The sequence below is a fragment of the Enterobacter sp. 940_PEND genome (assembly GCF_001059415.1).
Taxonomy (GTDB): Bacteria; Pseudomonadota; Gammaproteobacteria; order Enterobacterales; family Enterobacteriaceae; genus Enterobacter; species Enterobacter cloacae_M.
Genome location: NZ_JUMS01000063.1, coordinates 1 through 20,289 on the forward strand (window position 1 = coordinate 1; position 20,289 = coordinate 20,289).

Genomic DNA, 20,289 nt, shown 5'->3' on the forward strand with positions numbered 1-20,289 from the left:
CCGCAGTGGCGCTTCAACCTGCGCTCGTCCAATACCGAGCCGGTGGTGCGCCTGAACGTGGAGTCCCGTGCTGACACGGCGCTGATGGAAGCCCGAACGAAGGACATTCTGGCGCTGTTGAATCAGTAACAATTGCCCCTCCCGGCGGGAGGGGGAACCGAATACAGGAACAACGATGACGAATCTAAAAAAACGCGAACGAGCGAGAACGAATGCATCGTTAATCTCTATGGTGCAGCGTTTTTCTGATATCACCATCATGGTCGGTGGGTTATGGGCGGTGTGTCGGATCGGCGGGCTGCCGTTCTTATATATGCATCTGCTGATGGCACTCATTGCGCTGGTCGTGTTTCAGATGATCGGCGGGATGACCGATTTCTACCGCTCGTGGCGCGGCGTGAAAATGACCACCGAACTGATGCTGCTGCTGCAGAACTGGACCCTGAGCCTGATCTTCAGCGCGGGCCTGGTGGCGTTTAGCCATGATTTTGATAATCGCCTCGTGACCTATCTGAGCTGGTATCTGTTAACCAGCGTCGGCATGGTGGTGTGCCGTTCCCTGATCCGCTTTGGGGCGGGCTGGCTGCGCAACCGGGGCTATAACCGTCGCTTCGTTGCCGTAGCGGGCGATCTGCCGGTTGGTAAGGTCCTACTCGACAGCTTCCGCAAAGAGCCGTGGTTAGGGTTTGAAGTGGTGGGGATTTACCACGACGCGAAGCCGGGCGGCGTGCCCTCGGACTGGGCGGGCAATTACGAACAGCTTATTGAAGACGCGAAAGCCGGCAAAATTCACAACGTCTACATCGCCATGCAGATGAAAGACGAATCCCGCATCAAGCAGTTGATGCGCGAGCTGGCGGACACCACCTGTTCGGTGATCCTGATCCCGGACGTCTTTACCTTTAACATCCTCCATTCACGCATTGAAGAAGTGAACGGCGTGCCGGTGGTACCGCTGTACGACACCCCGCTGTCGGGCATTAACCGCGTGCTGAAGCGCGCGGAAGATATAGTGCTCTCTTCGCTGATTTTACTGCTCATCTCCCCGGTGCTGTGCTGCATTGCCCTCGCGGTGAAGCTGAGCTCTCCCGGCCCGGTTATCTTCCGCCAGACCCGCTACGGTATGGACGGTAAGCCGATTATGGTGTGGAAATTCCGCTCCATGAAGGTGATGGAAAACGACAAGGTGGTGACTCAGGCGACGCAGAACGATCCGCGCGTCACCCGCGTGGGGAACTTCCTGCGCCGCACCTCTCTGGACGAGCTCCCGCAGTTTATCAACGTCTTCACCGGTGGGATGTCGATTGTTGGCCCGCGTCCGCACGCGGTGGCGCACAACGAGCAGTATCGCTCGCTGATTGAAGGCTACATGCTGCGCCATAAGGTGAAGCCGGGCATTACCGGCTGGGCGCAGATCAACGGCTGGCGCGGCGAAACCGACACGCTGGAAAAAATGGAAAAACGTATCGAATTCGATCTGGAGTACATCCGTGAATGGAGTATCTGGTTCGATATCAAGATTGTTTTTCTGACCATCTTCAAAGGTTTCGTGAACAAAGCGGCGTACTAAGATGAGCTTACGTGAAAAAACCATCAGCGGGGCGAAGTGGTCAGCGATGGCGACCATCGTCATCATTGGCCTCGGTCTGGTGCAGATGACCGTGCTGGCGCGCATTATTGATAATCACCAGTTCGGCCTTTTGACCGTCTCGCTGGTGATTATCGCGCTGGCCGATACGCTGTCTGATTTTGGTATCGCCAATTCGATTATCCAGCGCAAAGAGATCAGCCATCTGGAGCTGACCACGCTCTACTGGCTGAACGTGGGGCTGGGGATTTTCGTGTTCGTGCTGGTGTTCCTGCTGAGCGATACCATCGCCAGCGTGCTGCACAACCCGGATCTGGCTCCGCTGATGCGCACGCTGTCGTTTGCTTTCGTGGTGATCCCGCACGGGCAGCAGTTCCGCGCGCTGATGCAGAAAGAGCTGGAGTTCAACAAGATCGGCATGATCGAGACCAGCGCGGTGCTGGCGGGCTTTACCTTTACCGTGGTGAGCGCCCATTTCTGGCCGCTGGCGATGACCGCCATCCTCGGATACCTGGTTAACTCTGCCGTGCGTACGCTGCTGTTCGGCTACTTTGGCCGCAAGATTTACCGTCCCGGGCTGCATTTCTCTCTTGCATCCGTCTCGTCCAACCTGCGCTTTGGCGCGTGGCTGACGGCGGACAGCATTATCAACTATGTGAATACCAACCTGTCGACGCTGGTGCTGGCGCGTATTCTTGGCGCGAGCGTGGCGGGGGGCTACAACCTGGCCTACAACGTCGCGGTGGTGCCGCCGATGAAGCTGAACCCGATCATCACCCGCGTCCTGTTCCCGGCCTTCGCCAAGATCCAGGACGACACCGAGAAGCTGCGCGTTAACTTCTACAAGCTGCTTTCCGTGGTGGGGATCATTAACTTCCCGGTGCTGCTGGGGCTGATGGTGGTTTCCAGCAACTTCGTGCCGCTGGTGTTTGGCGAGAAGTGGAACGGCATCATCCCGATCCTGCAGCTGCTGTGCGTGGTGGGGCTCCTGCGCTCCGTGGGGAATCCGATTGGTTCCCTGCTGATGGCAAAAGCGCGCGTCGATATTAGCTTTAAGTTCAACGTGTTCAAAACCTTCCTGTTTATTCCGGCAATTATCGTCGGCGGGCATATGGCGGGCGCCATCGGCGTCACGCTGGGCTTCCTGCTGGTGCAGGTAGTCAATACCGTTCTGAGCTACTTCATCATGATCAAGCCGGTGCTGGGCTCCAGCTACCGTCAGTACATCCTGAGCCTGTGGCTGCCGTTCTATCTCTCCTTGCCGACTCTGGCGGTGAGCTACGGCCTGGGCATTATTCTCAGCGGTCACCTGCCGCTGGCCGCGCTGCTGGCGGTGCAGGTTGCTGCGGGGGCGCTGGCATTTGGCGTGATGATTGTGCTGTCACGCAATGCGCTGGTGGTGGAGATGAAGCGCCAGTTTTGCCGTAACGAAAAAATGAAAACGCTGCTTCGCGCAGGCTAGTTATTTAAGAGGCCATTATGAAATTATTAATTCTTGGCAACCATACCTGCGGCAACCGTGGCGACAGCGCCATCCTGCGCGGTTTACTGGATGCAATTAACACCCTTAAGCCTGAGACCGAAGTGGACGTGATGAGCCGTTATCCGGTCAGCTCATCCTGGTTACTGAACCGCCCGGTGATGGGTGACCCGCTTTACAGCCAGATGAAACAGCATAACAACGCCGCGGGCGTGATGGGCCGCGTGAAGAAAGTGCTGCGTCGTCGCTACCAACACCAGGTGCTGCTTTCCCGCGTGACCGATACCGGCAAGCTGCGCAACATCGCGATCGCGCAGGGCTTTACCGATTTTGTGCGTCTGCTGTCCGGCTACGACGCCATTATTCAGGTCGGCGGATCGTTCTTCGTCGATCTCTACGGCGTGCCGCAGTTTGAGCATGCGCTCTGTACCTTTATGGCGAAAAAGCCGCTGTTTATGATTGGCCACAGCGTCGGGCCATTCCAGGATCCGCAGTTTAACCAGCTCGCAAACTACGTCTTCGGTCACTGCGACGCGCTGATCCTACGCGAGTCGGTCAGCCTCGGCATGATGAAGCGCAGCGAAATTGACACCTCAAAAGTTGAGCACGGCGTGGACACCGCGTGGCTGGTGGATCATCAGGACGACAGCTTCCAGCCGAGCTACGCGGTGCAGCACTGGCTCGACGTGGCGGCGAAACAGAAAACCGTCGCGATTACCCTGCGCGAGCTGGCGCCCTTCGATAAGCGTTTAGGTACGACGCAGGCGGCGTATGAGAAAGCCTTCGCCGACGTGGTGAACCGCGTGCTGGACAGCGGGTACCAGGTGCTGGCGCTCTCCACCTGCACCGGCATCGACAGCTATAACAAAGACGACCGCATGGTGGCGCTGAACCTGCGCAATCTGGTTAACGATCCGTCGCGCTATCACGTGGTGATGGACGAACTAAACGACCTGGAGATGGGCAAGCTTCTCTCCGCCTGCGACCTGACCGTCGGCACGCGGCTGCACTCCGCCATTATCTCCATGAACTTTGGCACGCCGGCCATTGCCATCAACTATGAGCACAAATCAGCAGGCATCATGCAGCAGCTCGGTATGCCGGAAATGGCCGTGGATATCCGCCATCTGCTGGATGGTTCGCTGGGTGCGATGGTAGGGGACACCCTGGGTCAACTGCCCGCCATCAATGAACGCCTGGCCGTGGCGGTGAAAGCCGAGCGCGAGAAGGGCATTGGGATGGTGAAATCGGTACTTGACCGCGTGCGGGAGGGGAAATGAAGGTTGGTTTCTTCTTACTGAAATTTCCGCTGTCGTCTGAAACGTTTGTCCTGAACCAAATCACCGCGTTTATCGATATGGGATATGACGTGGAGATTATCGCCCTGCAAAAGGGCGATACCAAAAATACCCATGCGGCGTATATCCAGTATGGGCTGGAGGCGAAAACCCGCTGGCTTCAGGATGAGCCGTCCGGAAAGCTGAGCAAGCTGCGCCACCGGGCCAGCCAGACCTTACGCGGGATCCACCGCGCGTCGACGTGGCGGGCGCTGAATTTTTCCCGCTATGGGGCGGAATCCCGCAATCTGATCCTGTCGGCCATCTGCGGGCAAACCGCGCAGCCGTATCGTGCCGACGTGTTTATCGCCCACTTTGGCCCGGCGGGCGTCACCGCCGCGAAGCTGCGCGAGCTGGGCGTGATTGACGGCAAAATTGCGACCATCTTCCACGGTATCGATATCTCCAGCCGCGAAGTGCTGAACCACTACACGCCGGAGTATCAGCAGCTGTTCAGGCGCGGCGACATGATGCTGCCTATCAGCGACCTGTGGGCCGGACGCCTGAAAAACATGGGCTGCCCGGGAGAGAAAATTGCCGTTTCGCGTATGGGCGTGGATTTAACGCGCTTCACACGCCGTCCTGTCAAGGTGCCGGGAAAACCGCTGCAGATCATCTCCGTTGCTCGCCTGACCGAGAAGAAAGGCCTCCATGTGGCCATTGAAGCCTGCCGCCAGCTGAAAGCGCGCGGGGTGGATTTCCACTATCGCATTCTCGGCATTGGGCCGTGGGAGCGTCGTCTGCGCACGCTTATTGAACAGTATCAGCTGGAAGATGTCGTAGAGATGCCCGGCTTCAAGCCGAGCCACGAGGTCAAGGCCATGCTCGATGAGGCAGATGTGTTCCTGCTGCCCTCAGTAACGGGCGCCGATGGTGATATGGAAGGCATTCCGGTGGCGTTGATGGAGGCGATGGCCGTAGGTATTCCGGTGGTATCAACCCTGCACAGCGGGATCCCGGAGCTGATTCAGTCTGACCACTCCGGCTGGCTGGTGCCGGAGAATAACGCGATGGCCCTTGCGGACCGATTAGCTGCCTTCAGCGATATTGACCAGCAGGCGCTGGAGCCCGTGCTCCATAACGCCCGACAAAAAGTGGAAACCGATTTTAACCAGCAGGTGATTAACCGCCAGTTAGCGAGCCTGCTGCAAACGCTGTAACGCCGAGGATGTATGCTGAAAAAGATTACCCGACGCACCTTTGTCTCTTCTCTCTCCGTTCTGGCGGCCACGCCGCTGCTGTCGTCACGCATCGCGCGGGCGGCAAGCGGCAGAACGGTCTCTGTTAATCAGTACAATAACAACGACTGGATCGCCGCCTTTAAGCAGGCGTTTAATGACGGCGACACCGTCGTGGTCCCGGCCGGGCTCACCTGCGAAAACATCAATACGGGCATTTTCATTCCCGACGGTAAAACGCTGCTGATCCGCGGGGCGTTAACCGGCAACGGGCGCGGCCGCTTTGTGCTGCAGGAAGGTAGCAAAGTGATAGGCGAAGGTGCCGGTCGCACGGAGAACATTACGCTCGACGTTCGCGGCTCTGACTGCGTCATCAAAGGGCTGGCCATGAGCGGTTTTGGCCCGGTAACGCAGATCTACATCGGCGGCAAGAAACCGAGCGTGATGCGTAATTTGCTGATTGATAACATCAGCGTGAGTCAGGCCAACTACGCCATCCTGCGCCAGGGGTTCCACAACCAGGTGGACGGTGCCCGCATCACCAACAGTAAATTTAGCCATCTTCAGGGCGATGCGATCGAGTGGAACGTCGCCATCAACGATCGCAATATCCTGATCTCCGATCATGTCATCGACAACATCAACTGCACCAACGGCAAGATCAACTGGGGCATCGGCATTGGCCTCGCCGGCAGCACCTACGATAACGACTATCCTGAGAAGCAAACCGTCAAGAACTTCGTGGTGGCAAACATCACCGGCAGCAACTGTCGCCAGCTGGTGCACGTTGAAAACGGTAAGCATTTTGTTATCCGCAATATCAAAGCCAAAAATATTACCCCCGATTTCAGTAAAAAGGCGGGAATAGACAATGCCACGGTGGCCATTTATGGCTGTGATAATTTCATTATTGATAATGTCGATATGGTGAACAGCGCCGGAATGTTAATCGGCTATGGGGTGATAAAAGGCGATTATTTGTCCATCCCACAGAATTTCAAGCTCAATAATATTCACCTCGATAATCGACAGCTTGCGTATAAATTGCGCGGAATACAGATTTCATCCGGTAACGCCACATCGTTTGTGGCGATAACCAACGTGGAAATGCAGCGTGCTACGCTTGAACTGCACAACAAGCCGCAGCATCTTTTTTTACGCAACATCAATGTGATGCAGGAAGCCGCTGTGGGTCCCGCCCTGAAGATTAACTTCGACCTGCGCAAGGATGTTCGGGGTAAATTTATGGCTAAAGATGAGACCTTGCTGTCGCTGGCGAACATTAAAGCGGTGAATGAGAAGGGGCAAAGCTCGGTGGATATTGACCGGGTCGACCAGCAGGTGGTGAACGTTGAAAAGCTTAACTTTGCGCTTCCGCACAGATAATCGACAATTAGCTGTTTTGAGACTATTCCTGGGAAAGAAGCGTGATCTATTCAGATTACAACTACAGAAATTTGTAGGGCTAAGGCGTAACATTACCTGAGGATTACGGCAAATCATGCTGGCGAAAACAGGTTTAAGAGCTATAATTCGTCAACCATTTTAAGGTGGAAGAAATAATGATTAATTTGAAAGCAGTCATTCCGGTAGCAGGCTTGGGCATGCATATGCTGCCAGCCACAAAAGCCATTCCTAAAGAGATGCTGCCGATCGTCGACAAGCCAATGATTCAGTACATTGTCGACGAGATTGTTGCTGCAGGGATCAAAGAAATCGTCCTGGTTACGCACTCGTCCAAGAATGCGGTAGAAAACCACTTCGACACCTCTTACGAACTCGAAGCGTTGCTTGAGCAGCGCGTTAAGCGCCAGCTGCTGGCGGAAGTGCAGTCTATTTGCCCCCCTGGCGTGACCATCATGAACGTGCGTCAGGCGCAGCCGCTGGGCCTGGGCCACTCTATCCTGTGTGCCCGTCCGGTTGTGGGTGATAACCCATTCATCGTCGTGCTGCCGGACATCATTATTGATACGGCATCTGCCGATCCGCTGCGTTACAACCTGGCGGCAATGGTGGCTCGTTTCAATGAAACGGGTCGTAGCCAGGTGCTGGCGAAACGCATGAAGGGCGATCTCTCCGAGTACTCTGTGATCCAGACTAAAGAACCGCTGGAGACGGAAGGGCAGGTGAGCCGCATCGTTGAGTTCATCGAAAAACCGGATCAGCCACAGACGCTGGATTCGGACCTGATGGCGGTGGGGCGTTATGTTCTGAACGCGGATATCTGGGCCGAGCTGGAAAAAACCGAGCCAGGCGCCTGGGACCGTATTCAGCTGACCGACGCGATTGCCGAGCTGGCGAAGAAGCAGTCCGTAGACGCTATGCTGATGACCGGCGACAGCTATGACTGCGGTAAGAAAATGGGGTATATGCAGGCGTTCGTGAATTATGGACTGCGTAACCTCAAGGAAGGGGCGAAGTTCCGTAAGAAAATCGAGCAACTGTTAGCTGAGTAGCTGTTTGGTTATTAGACAAACACAATAGCGGCAGAAGAGCAAATGATACATTCTCATCGCTCTCTGCCGTTTTTTATTTAAAAATCAGCGGGTCACGTACTGATGCTAAGAAACGCCATTAAGTAAAACTGTGGTTTTTTTCTTGTTTTGATGTGCAATTAGGACCACAATATCAGATTAAATCTTTCATACTCAATGTGTAAGAAAGATAGATTTTGAACAATTTGCCCATTGTTTCAGTGAACTGGTAGCTGTTGAGCCAGGGGCGGTAGCGTTGATTTTTCAAACTAAATTGATATTACAAAGTGTAGGTCACTATATGAAGCAAGCTTTATCGAGAATTAAAATAAAATTGTTATCATATTTTTATAAAAGAAAAAATCGGTCTACACAATTCGGTCGCTACACTGTTTTATTTCGTCGCGCAAATATAACTAATTCTATAGTAGGTGATTATACATATTTCGCAGGCACAGCCTCTGTAAACAATTGTCAGATTGGTAAATTTTGTTCTATTGCTGAAGGTGTTAAAATAGGTCTTGGCAAACATCCAGTTGGTTTTTTTTCAACACATCCGATATTTTACTCTGAAAATACCTGTTTTCCATATAGATTGAAAAATCATAGAGTTAATGAAAAAGTGATTGAGTCTATCGCTGAATCCGAGAAAATCATTATAGGCAATGATGTTTGGATTGGCGTAAATGCCATTGTAATGGATGGTGTGACTATTGGCGATGGAGCCGTCATTGGGGCTGGGGCGGTTGTTACCAAAGATGTTCAACCCTATACTATTGTAGGTGGTGTTCCTGCGAAATTCATACGGGATAGACAAAATATAAATTGTCCCTGGTGGGAGTTTGATGTAGATACCCTTGTAGATTTTTCCTCAAAATTTAAAAAGAGATTATAATGTACGAGTTGATGTTCAAGGTCAAACGAAAAATAGCCATTCTTTTTTCTTCATTTACATTTCGCATTTCATTTAAAAAATTCGGAATTAAAAGTGGTATTTTTAAGCCTGATATATTGCAAGGCATGAAGTATATAGAGGTTGGCGATAGAGTAGTAATTCAACCGGGATTATGGGCCTTGGCATTAAAAATTGACAACCATAATCCGATTCTGAATATAGGTGATGACGTTTATATTGGTCGCTTTTTTCACATTGTAAGTGTTCGTCGTGTAGTTATCGAAAAGGATGTTCTTATCGCCGATAAGGTATATATATCAGATAACCTTCATGAATACAAAGATATTCAGATTCCAGTCAGCCAGCAACCGGTTATATTTAAAGACGATGTAGTTATTAAAGAAGGCGCCTGGATAGGGGAAAATGTCTCTATAATTGGTGCTTGCATTGGTAGAAATAGTGTAGTTGCAGCAAACTCTGTAGTGACAAAAGATATACCTGATTATTGTGTTTGTGCTGGTGTACCTGCAAAAGTAATCAAAAAATACTGTTTCGAACGAAATGAATGGATAAGTGTTCTTTAATGCAATCCATTTTTACTTATTTGAGATAAAAAATGAAAATATTAGTTACTGGTGGTGCCGGGTTCATCGGTTCGGCATTAGCGCGTTACATTATTAAATCAACAACTGATTATGTGGTGAATGTTGATAAGTTAACCTATGCAGGTAACCTTCAGTCTTTAAAAGACATTGAAAATAGCGAACGTTATGCTTTTGTTCATGCTGATATTTGCGATGCACAGGCGTTAGAAGCAATCTTTTCAACTCATAAACCTGATGCGGTAATGCATCTGGCAGCAGAAAGTCACGTTGACCGTTCAATCACCGGCCCTGCTGCGTTTATTGAAACGAATATTGTTGGAACCTACGTCTTGCTTGAAGCAGCCAGAAAATACTGGCAAAACCTGGAAGGTGAAAAGAAACAGGGATTTCGTTTCCATCATATTTCAACCGATGAAGTGTATGGGGACCTACCTCATCCTGATGAATGGGATAATAACAAAAGTCTTCCATTGTTTACTGAGCATACCGCCTATGCTCCAAGCAGCCCGTACTCTGCCTCTAAAGCATCAAGCGATCATTTAGTACGCGCGTGGCATCGGACTTATAATTTCCCAACTATTGTGACTAACTGTTCAAACAATTATGGACCTTACCATTTCCCAGAAAAGTTAATCCCGTTGGTAATTCTCAATGCATTACAAGGTAAACCGTTGCCTATTTATGGCAAAGGTGATCAGATCCGTGACTGGTTGTACGTTGAGGATCATGCCCGTGCACTCTATACCGTTATCACGGAAGGTATCGTAGGTGAAACCTACAATATCGGCGGTTATAATGAGAAAAAGAATATTGAAGTAGTACAGACCATCTGCAATATTCTTGACGAAATAAAGCCGAAGAATACCTCGTACAGCGAACAAATCACTTATGTTGCCGATCGCCCAGGCCACGATCGACGCTATGCAATCGATGCCAGTAAAATCACTCTGGAACTCGGCTGGAAACCTCAAGAGACCTTTGAATCTGGTATTCAGAAAACGATTCATTGGTATCTTGATAACCAGGATTGGGTCCAAAATATTATGAGTGGTGCCTATCAGGACTGGATCAATAAAAATTACGAGCAACGCTAATCTTTTCAACCCCGTCATAAGAAGCATTGAACATGTCAAAAAGAAAAGGAATTATTTTAGCCGGTGGTTCAGGTACTCGCCTTTACCCTGTGACGATGGCGGTTAGTAAACAGCTGCTGCCAATCTATGATAAGCCGATGATTTATTATCCGTTAAGCACGCTGATGCTTGCGGGTATTCGGGATATTCTCATCATCAGCACACCTCAGGATACCCCGCGCTTTGAGCAATTACTGGATAACGGTAAAAAATGGGGACTGAACATTGAATATAAAGTCCAGGAAAGTCCTGATGGTCTTGCTCAGGCATTTATCATTGGTGAAGAGTTTATCGGTAACGATTCTTGTGCATTAGTCCTTGGAGACAATGTTTTCTATGGTCACGATTTGCCAAAAGAACTTGAAATGGCAATGAATCAGGAAAAAGGAGCTACAGTCTTTGCCTATCATGTGAAAGACCCTGAACGTTATGGCGTGGTAGATTTCGATGAGAATGGCAAAGCGCTTTCTTTAGAAGAGAAACCACTGAAGCCAAAAAGTAATTATGCTGTGACTGGTCTCTATTTTTATGATAATGACGTCATTGAGATGGCTAAACAGCTGAAACCGTCAGCGCGTGGTGAATTAGAGATCACTGATATTAACCGCCTCTACCTGGAAAAAAATTCGCTCTCAGTTGCTATTATGGGACGTGGATATGCCTGGCTTGATACAGGAACGCATGAGAGTCTAATTGAGGCAGGTAACTTTATTCAGACGATCGAATCACGTCAAGGTCTCAAAGTTTCTTGCCCGGAAGAGATTGCTTATCGCAAAGGTTTCATTGATAAGAAACAGTTAGCAAAATTAGCCAAAGAGCTCAATAAAAATGACTATGGCAAATATTTGCAGCATTTAGCTAAAGACTGAAAATCTAACATAAAGTACTAAAAAGTATGAAAATTATTGAAACGCCCTTAAAAGATGCTGTAATTATTGAACCTAAAGTTTTTGGTGACGAACGTGGCTATTTCTTCGAAGTATATCAGAAAAAACGTTACCAGGAAGTAGGATTTGGTCTGGACTTTGTTCAGGATAATCGTTCTAAATCGACGAAAAATGTTCTGCGCGGGCTTCATTTTCAGAAAACAAAGCCTCAGGGTAAGTTAGTCTCAGTAACCCAGGGTTCTGTTTTTGATGTGGCCGTTGATCTCCGCCCAGAATCACCAACATTTGGTCAGCATCATTCAGTCATTCTATCCGAAGATAATTTTCTTCAGTTTTATATTCCTCCTGGTTTCGCTCATGGTTTCTGTGTATTAAGTGATACTGCTAGTTTCCAGTACAAATGCACAGATTATTATGATCCAACTGATGAAGGTGGTCTTATCTGGAACGATCCAGATCTTGGTATAGAATGGCCAGTTTCTAATCCTGTAGTTTCTGCTAAAGATTGTATTTTACCTTCACTTGCAAGTATCAAAGAACAGATTCTTAAAGGCTGGACAAATGGCTAAGTATACAGTTATCGGGGGTAACGGTTTTATTGGTTCACATATCGTTACATTGCTTAAAGAGCTAGGGCGTGATGTCTTTGTTCCTGATCGTAATAGCTGCAATTCCCTCAATGGTGAGTTGGGCAAAGTCATTTATTGTGCTGGCAATGGTGATTGTGCAAAAAGTTATTTTTCTGTGCTGGAAGCAAATACGGTCTTGTTGGCAAAGTTACTGCAGGATGCACAGTTTGAAAAGATGGTATATATATCCTCAACTCGAGTTTATATGAACCATCATAGCGCAAATGAAACTGACGATCTGATAGTAACAGCGGATGATAACAGGAAGCTTTTTAATCTGACCAAACTGGTAGCTGAGGAGCTGTGCCTTAAGAGCGAACGTGATGTTACTGTGGTTCGACCAAGCAATGTCTATGGTTTAGCGCTAAATAGTACATTATTCTTACCGTCAATTATCCGTCATGCCATTAATAATGGTGAAATCAATATGTTTGTTGCACCTGAATATGCTAAGGATTATGTTTCGGTCAATGATGTCGCTAAAGCATGTGTGTGGTTGGCTGAAAACCAAAACGGCAATAAAGAAATATACAATGTCGCATCTGGATTTAACGTAACAGCAAAACAAATCGCTGATGTCATAGAAAAAGAGACGGCTTGTAAAGTTAACTGGCATGACGGTAATTTTCCGCGTGAAGAGTTTCCTGTTACCAGCATACGTAAATTAACTAATGAAATTCCGGATTATAAACCACAACATGTGCTTGATGATTTGAAAATTATGATAGCTAGTTATAAAGAAGAACTGGCGAGATAAATATGAGTGGTTTTAAGCGGTTACTTAAAAACTCTTTATCCAATATAATAAATGGCTTCTCAAATGTAATACTTGGAATAGTTATCTCTCCAGTTTTACTACACAATCTTTCAAAAGTAGATTTTTCGATTTGGTCCCTTACTCTTCAGGTCGGGGTTTTAATCGGCATTTTTGGAATTGGTCTTCAGGTTACGGTAGGGCGTTTTGTCGCCCTTCATTTAAGTAACCCACAGAAACTTCAAAAGGCAATGCATCAGTCATTGCTTTTTGCGTTACTGCTCAACATGGTATGTTTGGGCGGAATATTTATTTTAGCAAAATTCTTTTTCTCATTTTTTCCTGAAGTTTCAGAAACCAACGCTAATGCTAAACTAATTCTTATATTAATTGGCAGTTCATTTGTCATTAATAACGTGTTCTCACCCTTTGTTGGTTATTTTACTGGTATAGAACGCAATGATATTACCGCTGGCATAAATATATTTTTTAAAGTGATTTTGGGCACGTCGATTCTGTTGCTTGTTCATCATGGTCTCGATGTTATTGCATGGGTTTATTTTGCAATAAACAGTTTTAATCAAATTGCTTTTTATATTTTATATAAATTAAAAAATACATCTCGAAGAACAAAGTTATCACTGGATAAAAGTTTATTTCGTACCATAGTTGTCTTTTTCAGTGGACTCTTAGTATGGAATATTGCACAGTTCTTAATTTCCGGTATAGGCACCTTTACCGTCGGTAAATACTCATTTCAGGAACTAGCTGGTTTTGCTGTATTAATGACACTTGTTAATGCTGGGGTGGGGATTTTGGGAGCCATGATTAATCCTATAATTCAACCCATGATAAGGATGCATAATCACGGGAATAACCAGCATGTTGAACTCCTGGTCAACAAACTTATTTTCCTTTTCTCGATGATTGTCTTTATTGGTGTTTTTATTGCTTGGTTTGCCTCTATACATATCCTTGGCGTCTGGCTGGGGTATCAGCAAGCGACAAACTTGCACATTATGTTTTCTTTGCTGCTTGCGGCTTATCTTATTCGAATGATTGCAGCGCCCTACGGGCTTATGTTAGTCGCCTACGGTAAACAATTGTCAATTGCCTGGCTACCAGTGCTCGAAGGAATATTGAATTTTGCGTTGTCGATTTACTTTGTTCGTATATTTGGCGCCATTGGAATTGCCTGCTCGACGTTTATTTCTGGCATATTAATCATGGCTGTTTACGCATGCAAATATCAGGCAGAAGCTGAATATAAGTCAAAATTAACATTTGTCTCGTTTCTGATAATACCTGTGATTATAGCCATCTGCCTGGTCAGTCTGGTGATGACTCAATCGGTAACTATCCATTATATTATTTATGGCATCCAGGTAGCTTTTATAGTTGTATTTATTGTATTCATAATAAAACAAATAAAAAGCATCAAGAATTTGTTAAATCAATACTAATATTGCTATGGTGAAAGTGTGAAAAAAGTTGGACTCGTTACTGTTTTTTTCAACTCTCCAGGTGTGCTGCCTGACTTTTATTCGAGTGTTGAAAAACAAAATTATCAGAACAAGCATCTTTATATTGTCGATAATAGTACAAATCAGGATTCTTTTAACTTAACGCAAGAAATTCTTTTAGAGAAAGATATAAATTACACCTATATTAATAATGAAGGAAATAATGTTGGGGTTGCGCAGGCCAACAACCAAGGTATTGAACAAGCTTTAAAAGATGGGTGTGAGTATATATTGCTCACAAATAACGACTTGCTTTTTGAACAGGAAGATACTCTCAGCAAAATGATGAGTGTTGCTGAGGAAGGACAATACAAACTTGTTTCACCAGTAATATTCAGTTATCCAGAAAAAAAAGTCTGGTACGCAGGGGCATTTTTTAATAAGAAAAAAGCTATCGCCCCTCATCTTTTTGAGGGCGCCGACTACGATGATGTTTGCGCTAATATTCCAAAAGAGTGCGATTACGCACCAACATGTTTTTTGCTTGTGCATGCTTCGGTGTTTGCCACTATAGGTATGATGGATGCTCGTTACTTTGCTTATTACGATGATACTGATTTTCTCTATCGTGCAAACACAGCTGGCATCCGGGTTAGAATTATTAATGAACCTCTAGTGTTTCATAAGGTTAGTACTTCTACTGGGGGGGGGTTAAGTCTATTCGGCGCATATTATTTGACAAGGAACCGTATATTTTTTGCCAGAAAAAACATAGAGGCTCCTTATTATATTATTAGCGTTTTCTTTACCATTGTAACCCGGTTGGTTTATCCACTTTGTCGCAAAACGCCATATAATGTCTACAAGGCTTTTGTTAGGGGGATTATCGACGGACTAATGTTAAAAAATAAATAACTAAGAGGTTAAGGTGAGCGAAATTTCCAGTAGCACACTTGTCAATAACTATAATTTATCGACAACTTTTATTGTCAAATCACTTGTTGGACTATTATTAATAAATTCGCTTTTTAGTGGTGTTGACTTTTCTCAGATTGGTTTGATGAAAGGCCTTTCAAGTATTGCTGATTTTGGCCTGAAGATCATCCTTGTAATCGTATTGCTTGTACTTTTCAGGATTCGCAGTCTTAACCTTGCAAAGATACTCTTTTTTGCCTTTATCCTTTTCATTGGTGCTGCGCTTGGTGCATTCTATCATGGTGCTGAATATGATAAAACCTTCGCGCTTTTACTGAATATGCTCTTATGGTTTGTTATATTCAGTTATGCTAAAGAACTTGAACGTAACTTTGATATATATAGTTTTAGTGTCAAGATATCGAGTTTATTTCTTTGTGCTGCTCTGATACTTTACATCATGGCGAAGTTTGGTTTTCATGTTAAAATATTAGGAGGGGCTTGGTTATATGATGAAAACTTTCGCTTTGCAGGCACTTTTGCAGAACCGAGTTTAAATGGCTATTTTTATGGCTTAATGTTCTTGATGGTGATGTTGTCTAATCAAAAGTACAGACTAATTCTTGCGTGTCTGTTTGCTATTACCACCTATATTTCAGGTGCTAAATTTTCATTCCTGATAATTCCAGTGCTCCTTGGGCTAGTTTATTTCTTCAAGGTTAAGGGCTTTTATAATTATACATACCAGCTCATTCCGTTATCTTTTATTGTTCTTTTTGTCAGTCTTGCGTTCATCTATTATGATCTTTTTGCACTCATTGCAGCTCATTTTTCAAATTCTGCAACCATGACGTATGTCACTCGTTTGGGTTTCCCAATTGTAAGCATATGGCATCTTAGTGATTATCCACTTGGCAGTGGAGTATATGGTTTCAAGAGTACACTATCGCCTTTTATACATGACTATTGTCAGGCTCTTTCTGGTTTGGATGTAAACTGTAATGAGATGAGATCTTATTTATCTTCATTGGATCCCAATGCCTATGAAAGTTTCGCCCCTAAAGATGTCTTAAGTTTTATTATTTTAACGTTCGGCCTACCGGGCTTACTCATATTTGTCTTAAGTATATGTTTATTGTCAGCCAGACTTAAAGCAAATAAGAATCACTTTATCATTCTAATGTATATTGTTGCTTCGATGCTCTTTACATTACCTTTTAGATTTATCCTTTTTTATTCTTTCTTTATGTTTCAGTGTTACATCTACAGAATGCCGAGTAATAAATGATCTATATTAATGCGAGATTTTTGACTCAACGTAAAACTGGTGTACAGCAATATGCATTGGTACTATGTCGGGAACTCGTTAAACACGTTCCTGATATCTGTTTTTTAACACCGAAAACTGACCTCATTGATGACAAATGGAGAAAGGAATTTAATATCCTTCAAATAGGAAATCGTAACGGCCACTTCTGGGAACAAATCGAGTTACCTCGTTATCTAAGAAGCGTCGGTAGCCCGTTACTGCTCTGCTTCACTGGGTTATCACCTGCCTTTTACAAGAACTGTTACTTTACTATCCATGATATGTCATTGTACGCATATCCAAAGTGGTTCCGTTTCTTATATCGTGCTGTGTATAAAGTTAACTATGCCATTCAGTCGAGAATCGCGAGAGGCATCTTTACGGTTAGTGACTTTTCAAAATCAGAGATAGAGAAGTATCTGGCGGTAGATCCAGATAAGATCACTGTATTGCCAAATTCCGTGGATACATCTATTAACCTCAAGAATCATATTGAAAATGAAGCGGCTAGGCATAAAGAGATTTTATTGGTTGGTACCTTAGAGCCGAGAAAAAATATCGAATTTGTTATTAATGCTTTTTTGAATTCAAAAATCGAAGATTATAAACTCATCGTGGTGGGAGGGTTAGGGGCTGCTTTCTCAAAAGTGACTTTTCCAAAGCATGAGAACATTGTATTCTGTGGCTATCTATCAGATGACGATTTAGAGTTAAAATATAGAGACGCTTCAATTTTTGTCTATCCGTCACTATATGAAGGTTTCGGACTTCCTCCTCTGGAAGCAATGCAACGCGGTTGTCCTGTAATGGCTTCTGACCGCGCAAGTATCCCTGAAGTTTGTGGTGATGCGGCATATTATTTTAATCCAGAGGACTCAGCAGATTTTAGTGCTAAGTTACGTGAATTGATTGAAAATTATGATGAGCTCAGTCCTGTATTGATTCGTAATGGATATCGTAGGCTGGAACAATTTGACGTACGTGATGTTGCATCGAAACTTATGGATGTGATCTCTCAAAGGAATATTTGAATGAAGGTTTTACAGTTTAGTAAATTTTACCCTCCAGTACATGGTGGAATCGAACAGGTAGCATTCGATATAAGTGAAGGTATCGCAAAAAGTAATGACCAATCTGTTGATGTACTCTGTGTTGATCCAATTGGAGAAAGAAAAAATGACGATAAACTCCGTTATAAAGTTTACCGTCAGAAATTATTTGCACAACTTTTTTCAACACCGTTATCATTTTCCTTAATATCCCGCTGGAGAATGATAAGAAATAATTATGATGTTATCCATGTTCATCTTCCAAATCCACTGGCTGTGTTGGCACTCTTTTTATTCCCTCCCAAAGGGAAGATCGTTCTCCATTGGCATAGCGATATTGTTAAGCAAAAGAAACTATTGATGCTTTTTGCTCCGTTACAAAAATGGATTTTAGATAAGTGTACCAGTATTATTGTTACTAGCCCTGTTTATGGGCAGTCTTCTCCAACTTTGCAGCCTTATCAGGATAAAATTGTTTGTATTCCAATTGGGGTTGATACCCGTGTTATGCCACTGAATGAGGACCTTGAAAAAAGTATCAAGCAGCGTTATCAAAATAAAAAAATAATTTTTTCTTTGGGACGTCTTGTTTACTATAAAGGTATGGAATATCTGATTGATGCTGCGAAGGATCTTCCTGATGATTACATTGTTCTTATTGGTGGTACTGGTCCATTAATTGATACATTAAAGCAAAAAATTGCTAATGATGCATTGTCAGATAAAGTAATTCTTCTTGGTAGTATCAATTATTCGGATTTGGCTTCTTATTACAAAGCATGTGATGTTTTTTGTCTGCCATCGATTCATGAATCTGAAGCTTTTGGTGTAGTTCAATTGGAAGCTATGAGTTTTTCCAGACCGCTTGTGTCGACTAATATTCCTCGAAGTGGTGTGGCGTGGGTTAATCAGCACAACGAGACTGGCATCGTTGTTGAGCCTAATGATGCCAAAGCGCTTGCAAAAGGAATAGTTACTGTTATTCAAAGCAGTGAGACGTATAGTACAGGCGCGAAGGCCAGATTTGATACTATGTTTACTAAAGAGTTGATGGTTAAGAATATAATGAGTTTATATTCATCATTAAAGTGAGTGCAATCATGTTATTATTTCCTGTTGTTATGGCCGGAGGCTCCGGTAGTCGTTTATGGCCGCTTTCTCGTGTTCTCTATCCAAAGCAATTTCTCTGTCTGGAAGGTGAACTGACAATGTTACAAGCGACGATTAACCGATTACAGGGCATTGAATGCGAAAGCCCCGTCGTTATTTGTAACGAACAGCATCGCTTTATCGTTGCCGAGCAACTGCGCCAGATGAGTAAACTCACTGAGAATATCATTCTCGAACCGGTTGGTCGTAATACTGCTCCGGCGATTGCGTTGGCTGCACTTGCTGCTGTTCGTGCCCAGCACGAGGGCAATGCGCTTATGCTGGTTCTGGCCGCCGATCACGTAATACAGGATGAAGAAGCGTTTCGTAATTCAGTTCGGAAGGCGCTACCTTATGCTGAAAATGGAAAGCTTGTGACCTTTGGCATAGTCCCACATAAACCAGAGACTGGCTATGGTTACATTCGTCGAGGTGTTCCATGCGATGATGTTGAGCATGCCGATGCATTCGAGGTCGCGCAATTCGTTGAGAAACCAAATCTTGAAACGGCAGAAGCCTATGTTGCCTGCGGTGAATACTACTGGAACAGTGGGATGTTCCTCTTCCGCGCAGATCGCTATCTTGAGGAACTGAAAAAATATCGTCCGGATATTCTTGAGGCGTGCGAAAAGGCAATGAGCGCTGTTGATCCTGACCTGAACTTTATTCGCGTTGACGAGGAAGCTTTCAGGGCTTGTCCTGATGAGTCGATTGATTATGCTGTGATGGAACAGACTTCAGATGCTGTTGTTGTACCAATGGATGCTGGCTGGAGTGATGTCGGATCCTGGTCTTCGCTTTGGGACATTAGCCATAAGACAGCAGAGGGTAACGTCGTTACAGGTGATGTATTGTCCTGCAATACCGAAAATAGCTTCCTGTATTCTGAATCCGGGCTATTGACTACTGTTGGGGTGAAAGATTTGGTCGTTGTTCAGACCAAGGATGCTGTATTGATTGCCGATCGTAACGCCGTACAGGATGTGAAGAAAATTGTCGAATCGATCAAAGCAGATGGCCGTCACGAACATCATACTCACCGTGAAGTTTATCGTCCCTGGGGTAAATATGACTCGATTGATACGGGAAGCCGCTATCAGGTTAAGCGATTGACCGTAAAGCCGGGCGAAGGTATCTCTCTTCAGATGCATCACCATCGTGCGGAGCATTGGATTGTCGTCGCGGGAACTGCACAAGTGACTATTAACGAGCAAACAAAACTTCTCGGTGAAAATGAGTCTATTTATATTCCTGTTGGGGCAACACACTGTCTGGAAAACCCTGGAAAGATCCCTTTAGAATTGATTGAGGTTCGCTCAGGTTCTTATCTTGGGGAAGATGATATTGTACGTTTTGCTGACAGGTATGGTCGTGTTTGAGATTACGGTAAAATTATCATGGAAAAATTAACCTGTTTTAAAGCCTACGATATTCGCGGCAAGCT

General features: G+C 45.5%; 18 protein-coding genes and 1 pseudogene. All 19 read left to right on the forward strand.

Annotated elements, in window-relative coordinates; translation table 11 throughout:
- Positions 1–129: pseudogene (locus ADJ24_RS24115) on the forward strand (phosphomannomutase); the annotation flags it as partial.
- Between the two features lie 46 nt (positions 130–175).
- Positions 176–1,570, forward strand: coding sequence for an undecaprenyl-phosphate glucose phosphotransferase (gene wcaJ, locus ADJ24_RS09780; RefSeq protein ID WP_023312394.1), 1,395 nt, complete (start codon positions 176–178; stop codon positions 1,568–1,570).
- Between the two features lies 1 nt (position 1,571).
- Positions 1,572–3,050 (forward strand): colanic acid undecaprenyl disphosphate flippase WzxC, encoded by a 1,479-nt coding sequence (wzxC, locus tag ADJ24_RS09785; RefSeq protein WP_023312393.1) that lies wholly within the window; start codon positions 1,572–1,574, stop codon positions 3,048–3,050.
- Between the two features lie 17 nt (positions 3,051–3,067).
- Entirely contained in the window at positions 3,068–4,348 is a 1,281-nt protein-coding gene (wcaK, locus tag ADJ24_RS09790) for a colanic acid biosynthesis pyruvyl transferase WcaK (RefSeq protein WP_023312392.1), read from the forward strand.
- The gene (gene wcaL, locus ADJ24_RS09795; protein ID WP_023312391.1) at positions 4,345–5,565 is read left to right on the forward strand and encodes a colanic acid biosynthesis glycosyltransferase WcaL; all 1,221 of its coding nucleotides are present in this window, start codon (positions 4,345–4,347) and stop codon (positions 5,563–5,565) included. The genes wcaK and wcaL overlap by 4 nt, the downstream gene beginning before the upstream one ends.
- Positions 5,566–5,577: 12 nt before the next feature.
- The gene (wcaM, locus tag ADJ24_RS09800) at positions 5,578–6,969 is read left to right on the forward strand and encodes a colanic acid biosynthesis protein WcaM (protein WP_023312390.1); all 1,392 of its coding nucleotides are present in this window, start codon (positions 5,578–5,580) and stop codon (positions 6,967–6,969) included.
- Positions 6,970–7,145: 176 nt separating this feature from the next.
- Positions 7,146–8,039: a GalU regulator GalF gene (galF, locus tag ADJ24_RS09805; RefSeq protein WP_023312389.1), complete on the forward strand. Its 894-nt coding sequence runs from the start codon at positions 7,146–7,148 to the stop codon at positions 8,037–8,039.
- A 319-nt stretch (positions 8,040–8,358) separates the two neighbouring features.
- Entirely contained in the window at positions 8,359–8,952 is a 594-nt protein-coding gene (locus tag ADJ24_RS09810) for a CatB-related O-acetyltransferase (RefSeq protein WP_023312388.1), read from the forward strand.
- Positions 8,952–9,536, forward strand: coding sequence for an acyltransferase (locus tag ADJ24_RS09815; protein WP_023312387.1), 585 nt, complete (start codon positions 8,952–8,954; stop codon positions 9,534–9,536). The genes ADJ24_RS09810 and ADJ24_RS09815 overlap by 1 nt, the downstream gene beginning before the upstream one ends.
- Positions 9,537–9,568: 32 nt before the next feature.
- On the forward strand, positions 9,569–10,651 hold the full coding sequence (rfbB, locus tag ADJ24_RS09820) for a dTDP-glucose 4,6-dehydratase (RefSeq protein WP_023312386.1): 1,083 nt from the start codon (positions 9,569–9,571) through the stop codon (positions 10,649–10,651).
- Positions 10,652–10,683: 32 nt separating this feature from the next.
- On the forward strand, positions 10,684–11,559 hold the full coding sequence (gene rfbA / locus ADJ24_RS09825; RefSeq protein WP_023312385.1) for a glucose-1-phosphate thymidylyltransferase RfbA: 876 nt from the start codon (positions 10,684–10,686) through the stop codon (positions 11,557–11,559).
- Between the two features lie 26 nt (positions 11,560–11,585).
- Positions 11,586–12,146, forward strand: coding sequence for a dTDP-4-dehydrorhamnose 3,5-epimerase (rfbC, locus tag ADJ24_RS24120; RefSeq protein ID WP_023312384.1), 561 nt, complete (start codon positions 11,586–11,588; stop codon positions 12,144–12,146).
- Complete coding sequence (locus tag ADJ24_RS09830; RefSeq protein WP_023312383.1) at positions 12,139–12,963, forward strand: NAD-dependent epimerase/dehydratase family protein; 825 nt, start codon at positions 12,139–12,141, stop codon at positions 12,961–12,963. The genes rfbC and ADJ24_RS09830 overlap by 8 nt, the downstream gene beginning before the upstream one ends.
- A gap of 2 nt (positions 12,964–12,965) precedes the next feature.
- A complete protein-coding gene (locus ADJ24_RS09835) occupies positions 12,966–14,423 on the forward strand; it encodes an oligosaccharide flippase family protein (RefSeq protein ID WP_023312382.1) in 1,458 nt (485 codons plus the stop codon).
- 18 nt (positions 14,424–14,441) lie between these two features.
- Complete coding sequence (locus tag ADJ24_RS09840) at positions 14,442–15,338, forward strand: glycosyltransferase family 2 protein (RefSeq protein WP_023312381.1); 897 nt, start codon at positions 14,442–14,444, stop codon at positions 15,336–15,338.
- Between the two features lie 13 nt (positions 15,339–15,351).
- A complete protein-coding gene (locus tag ADJ24_RS09845; RefSeq protein ID WP_023312380.1) occupies positions 15,352–16,626 on the forward strand; it encodes a hypothetical protein in 1,275 nt (424 codons plus the stop codon).
- Positions 16,623–17,678, forward strand: coding sequence for a glycosyltransferase family 4 protein (locus ADJ24_RS09850; RefSeq protein WP_023312379.1), 1,056 nt, complete (start codon positions 16,623–16,625; stop codon positions 17,676–17,678). The genes ADJ24_RS09845 and ADJ24_RS09850 overlap by 4 nt, the downstream gene beginning before the upstream one ends.
- Positions 17,679–18,788 (forward strand): glycosyltransferase, encoded by a 1,110-nt coding sequence (locus ADJ24_RS09855; RefSeq protein ID WP_023312378.1) that lies wholly within the window; start codon positions 17,679–17,681, stop codon positions 18,786–18,788.
- 8 nt (positions 18,789–18,796) lie between these two features.
- Positions 18,797–20,224, forward strand: coding sequence for a mannose-1-phosphate guanyltransferase (gene cpsB / locus ADJ24_RS09860; RefSeq protein WP_023312377.1), 1,428 nt, complete (start codon positions 18,797–18,799; stop codon positions 20,222–20,224).
- Positions 20,225–20,289: the final 65 nt, after the last annotated feature.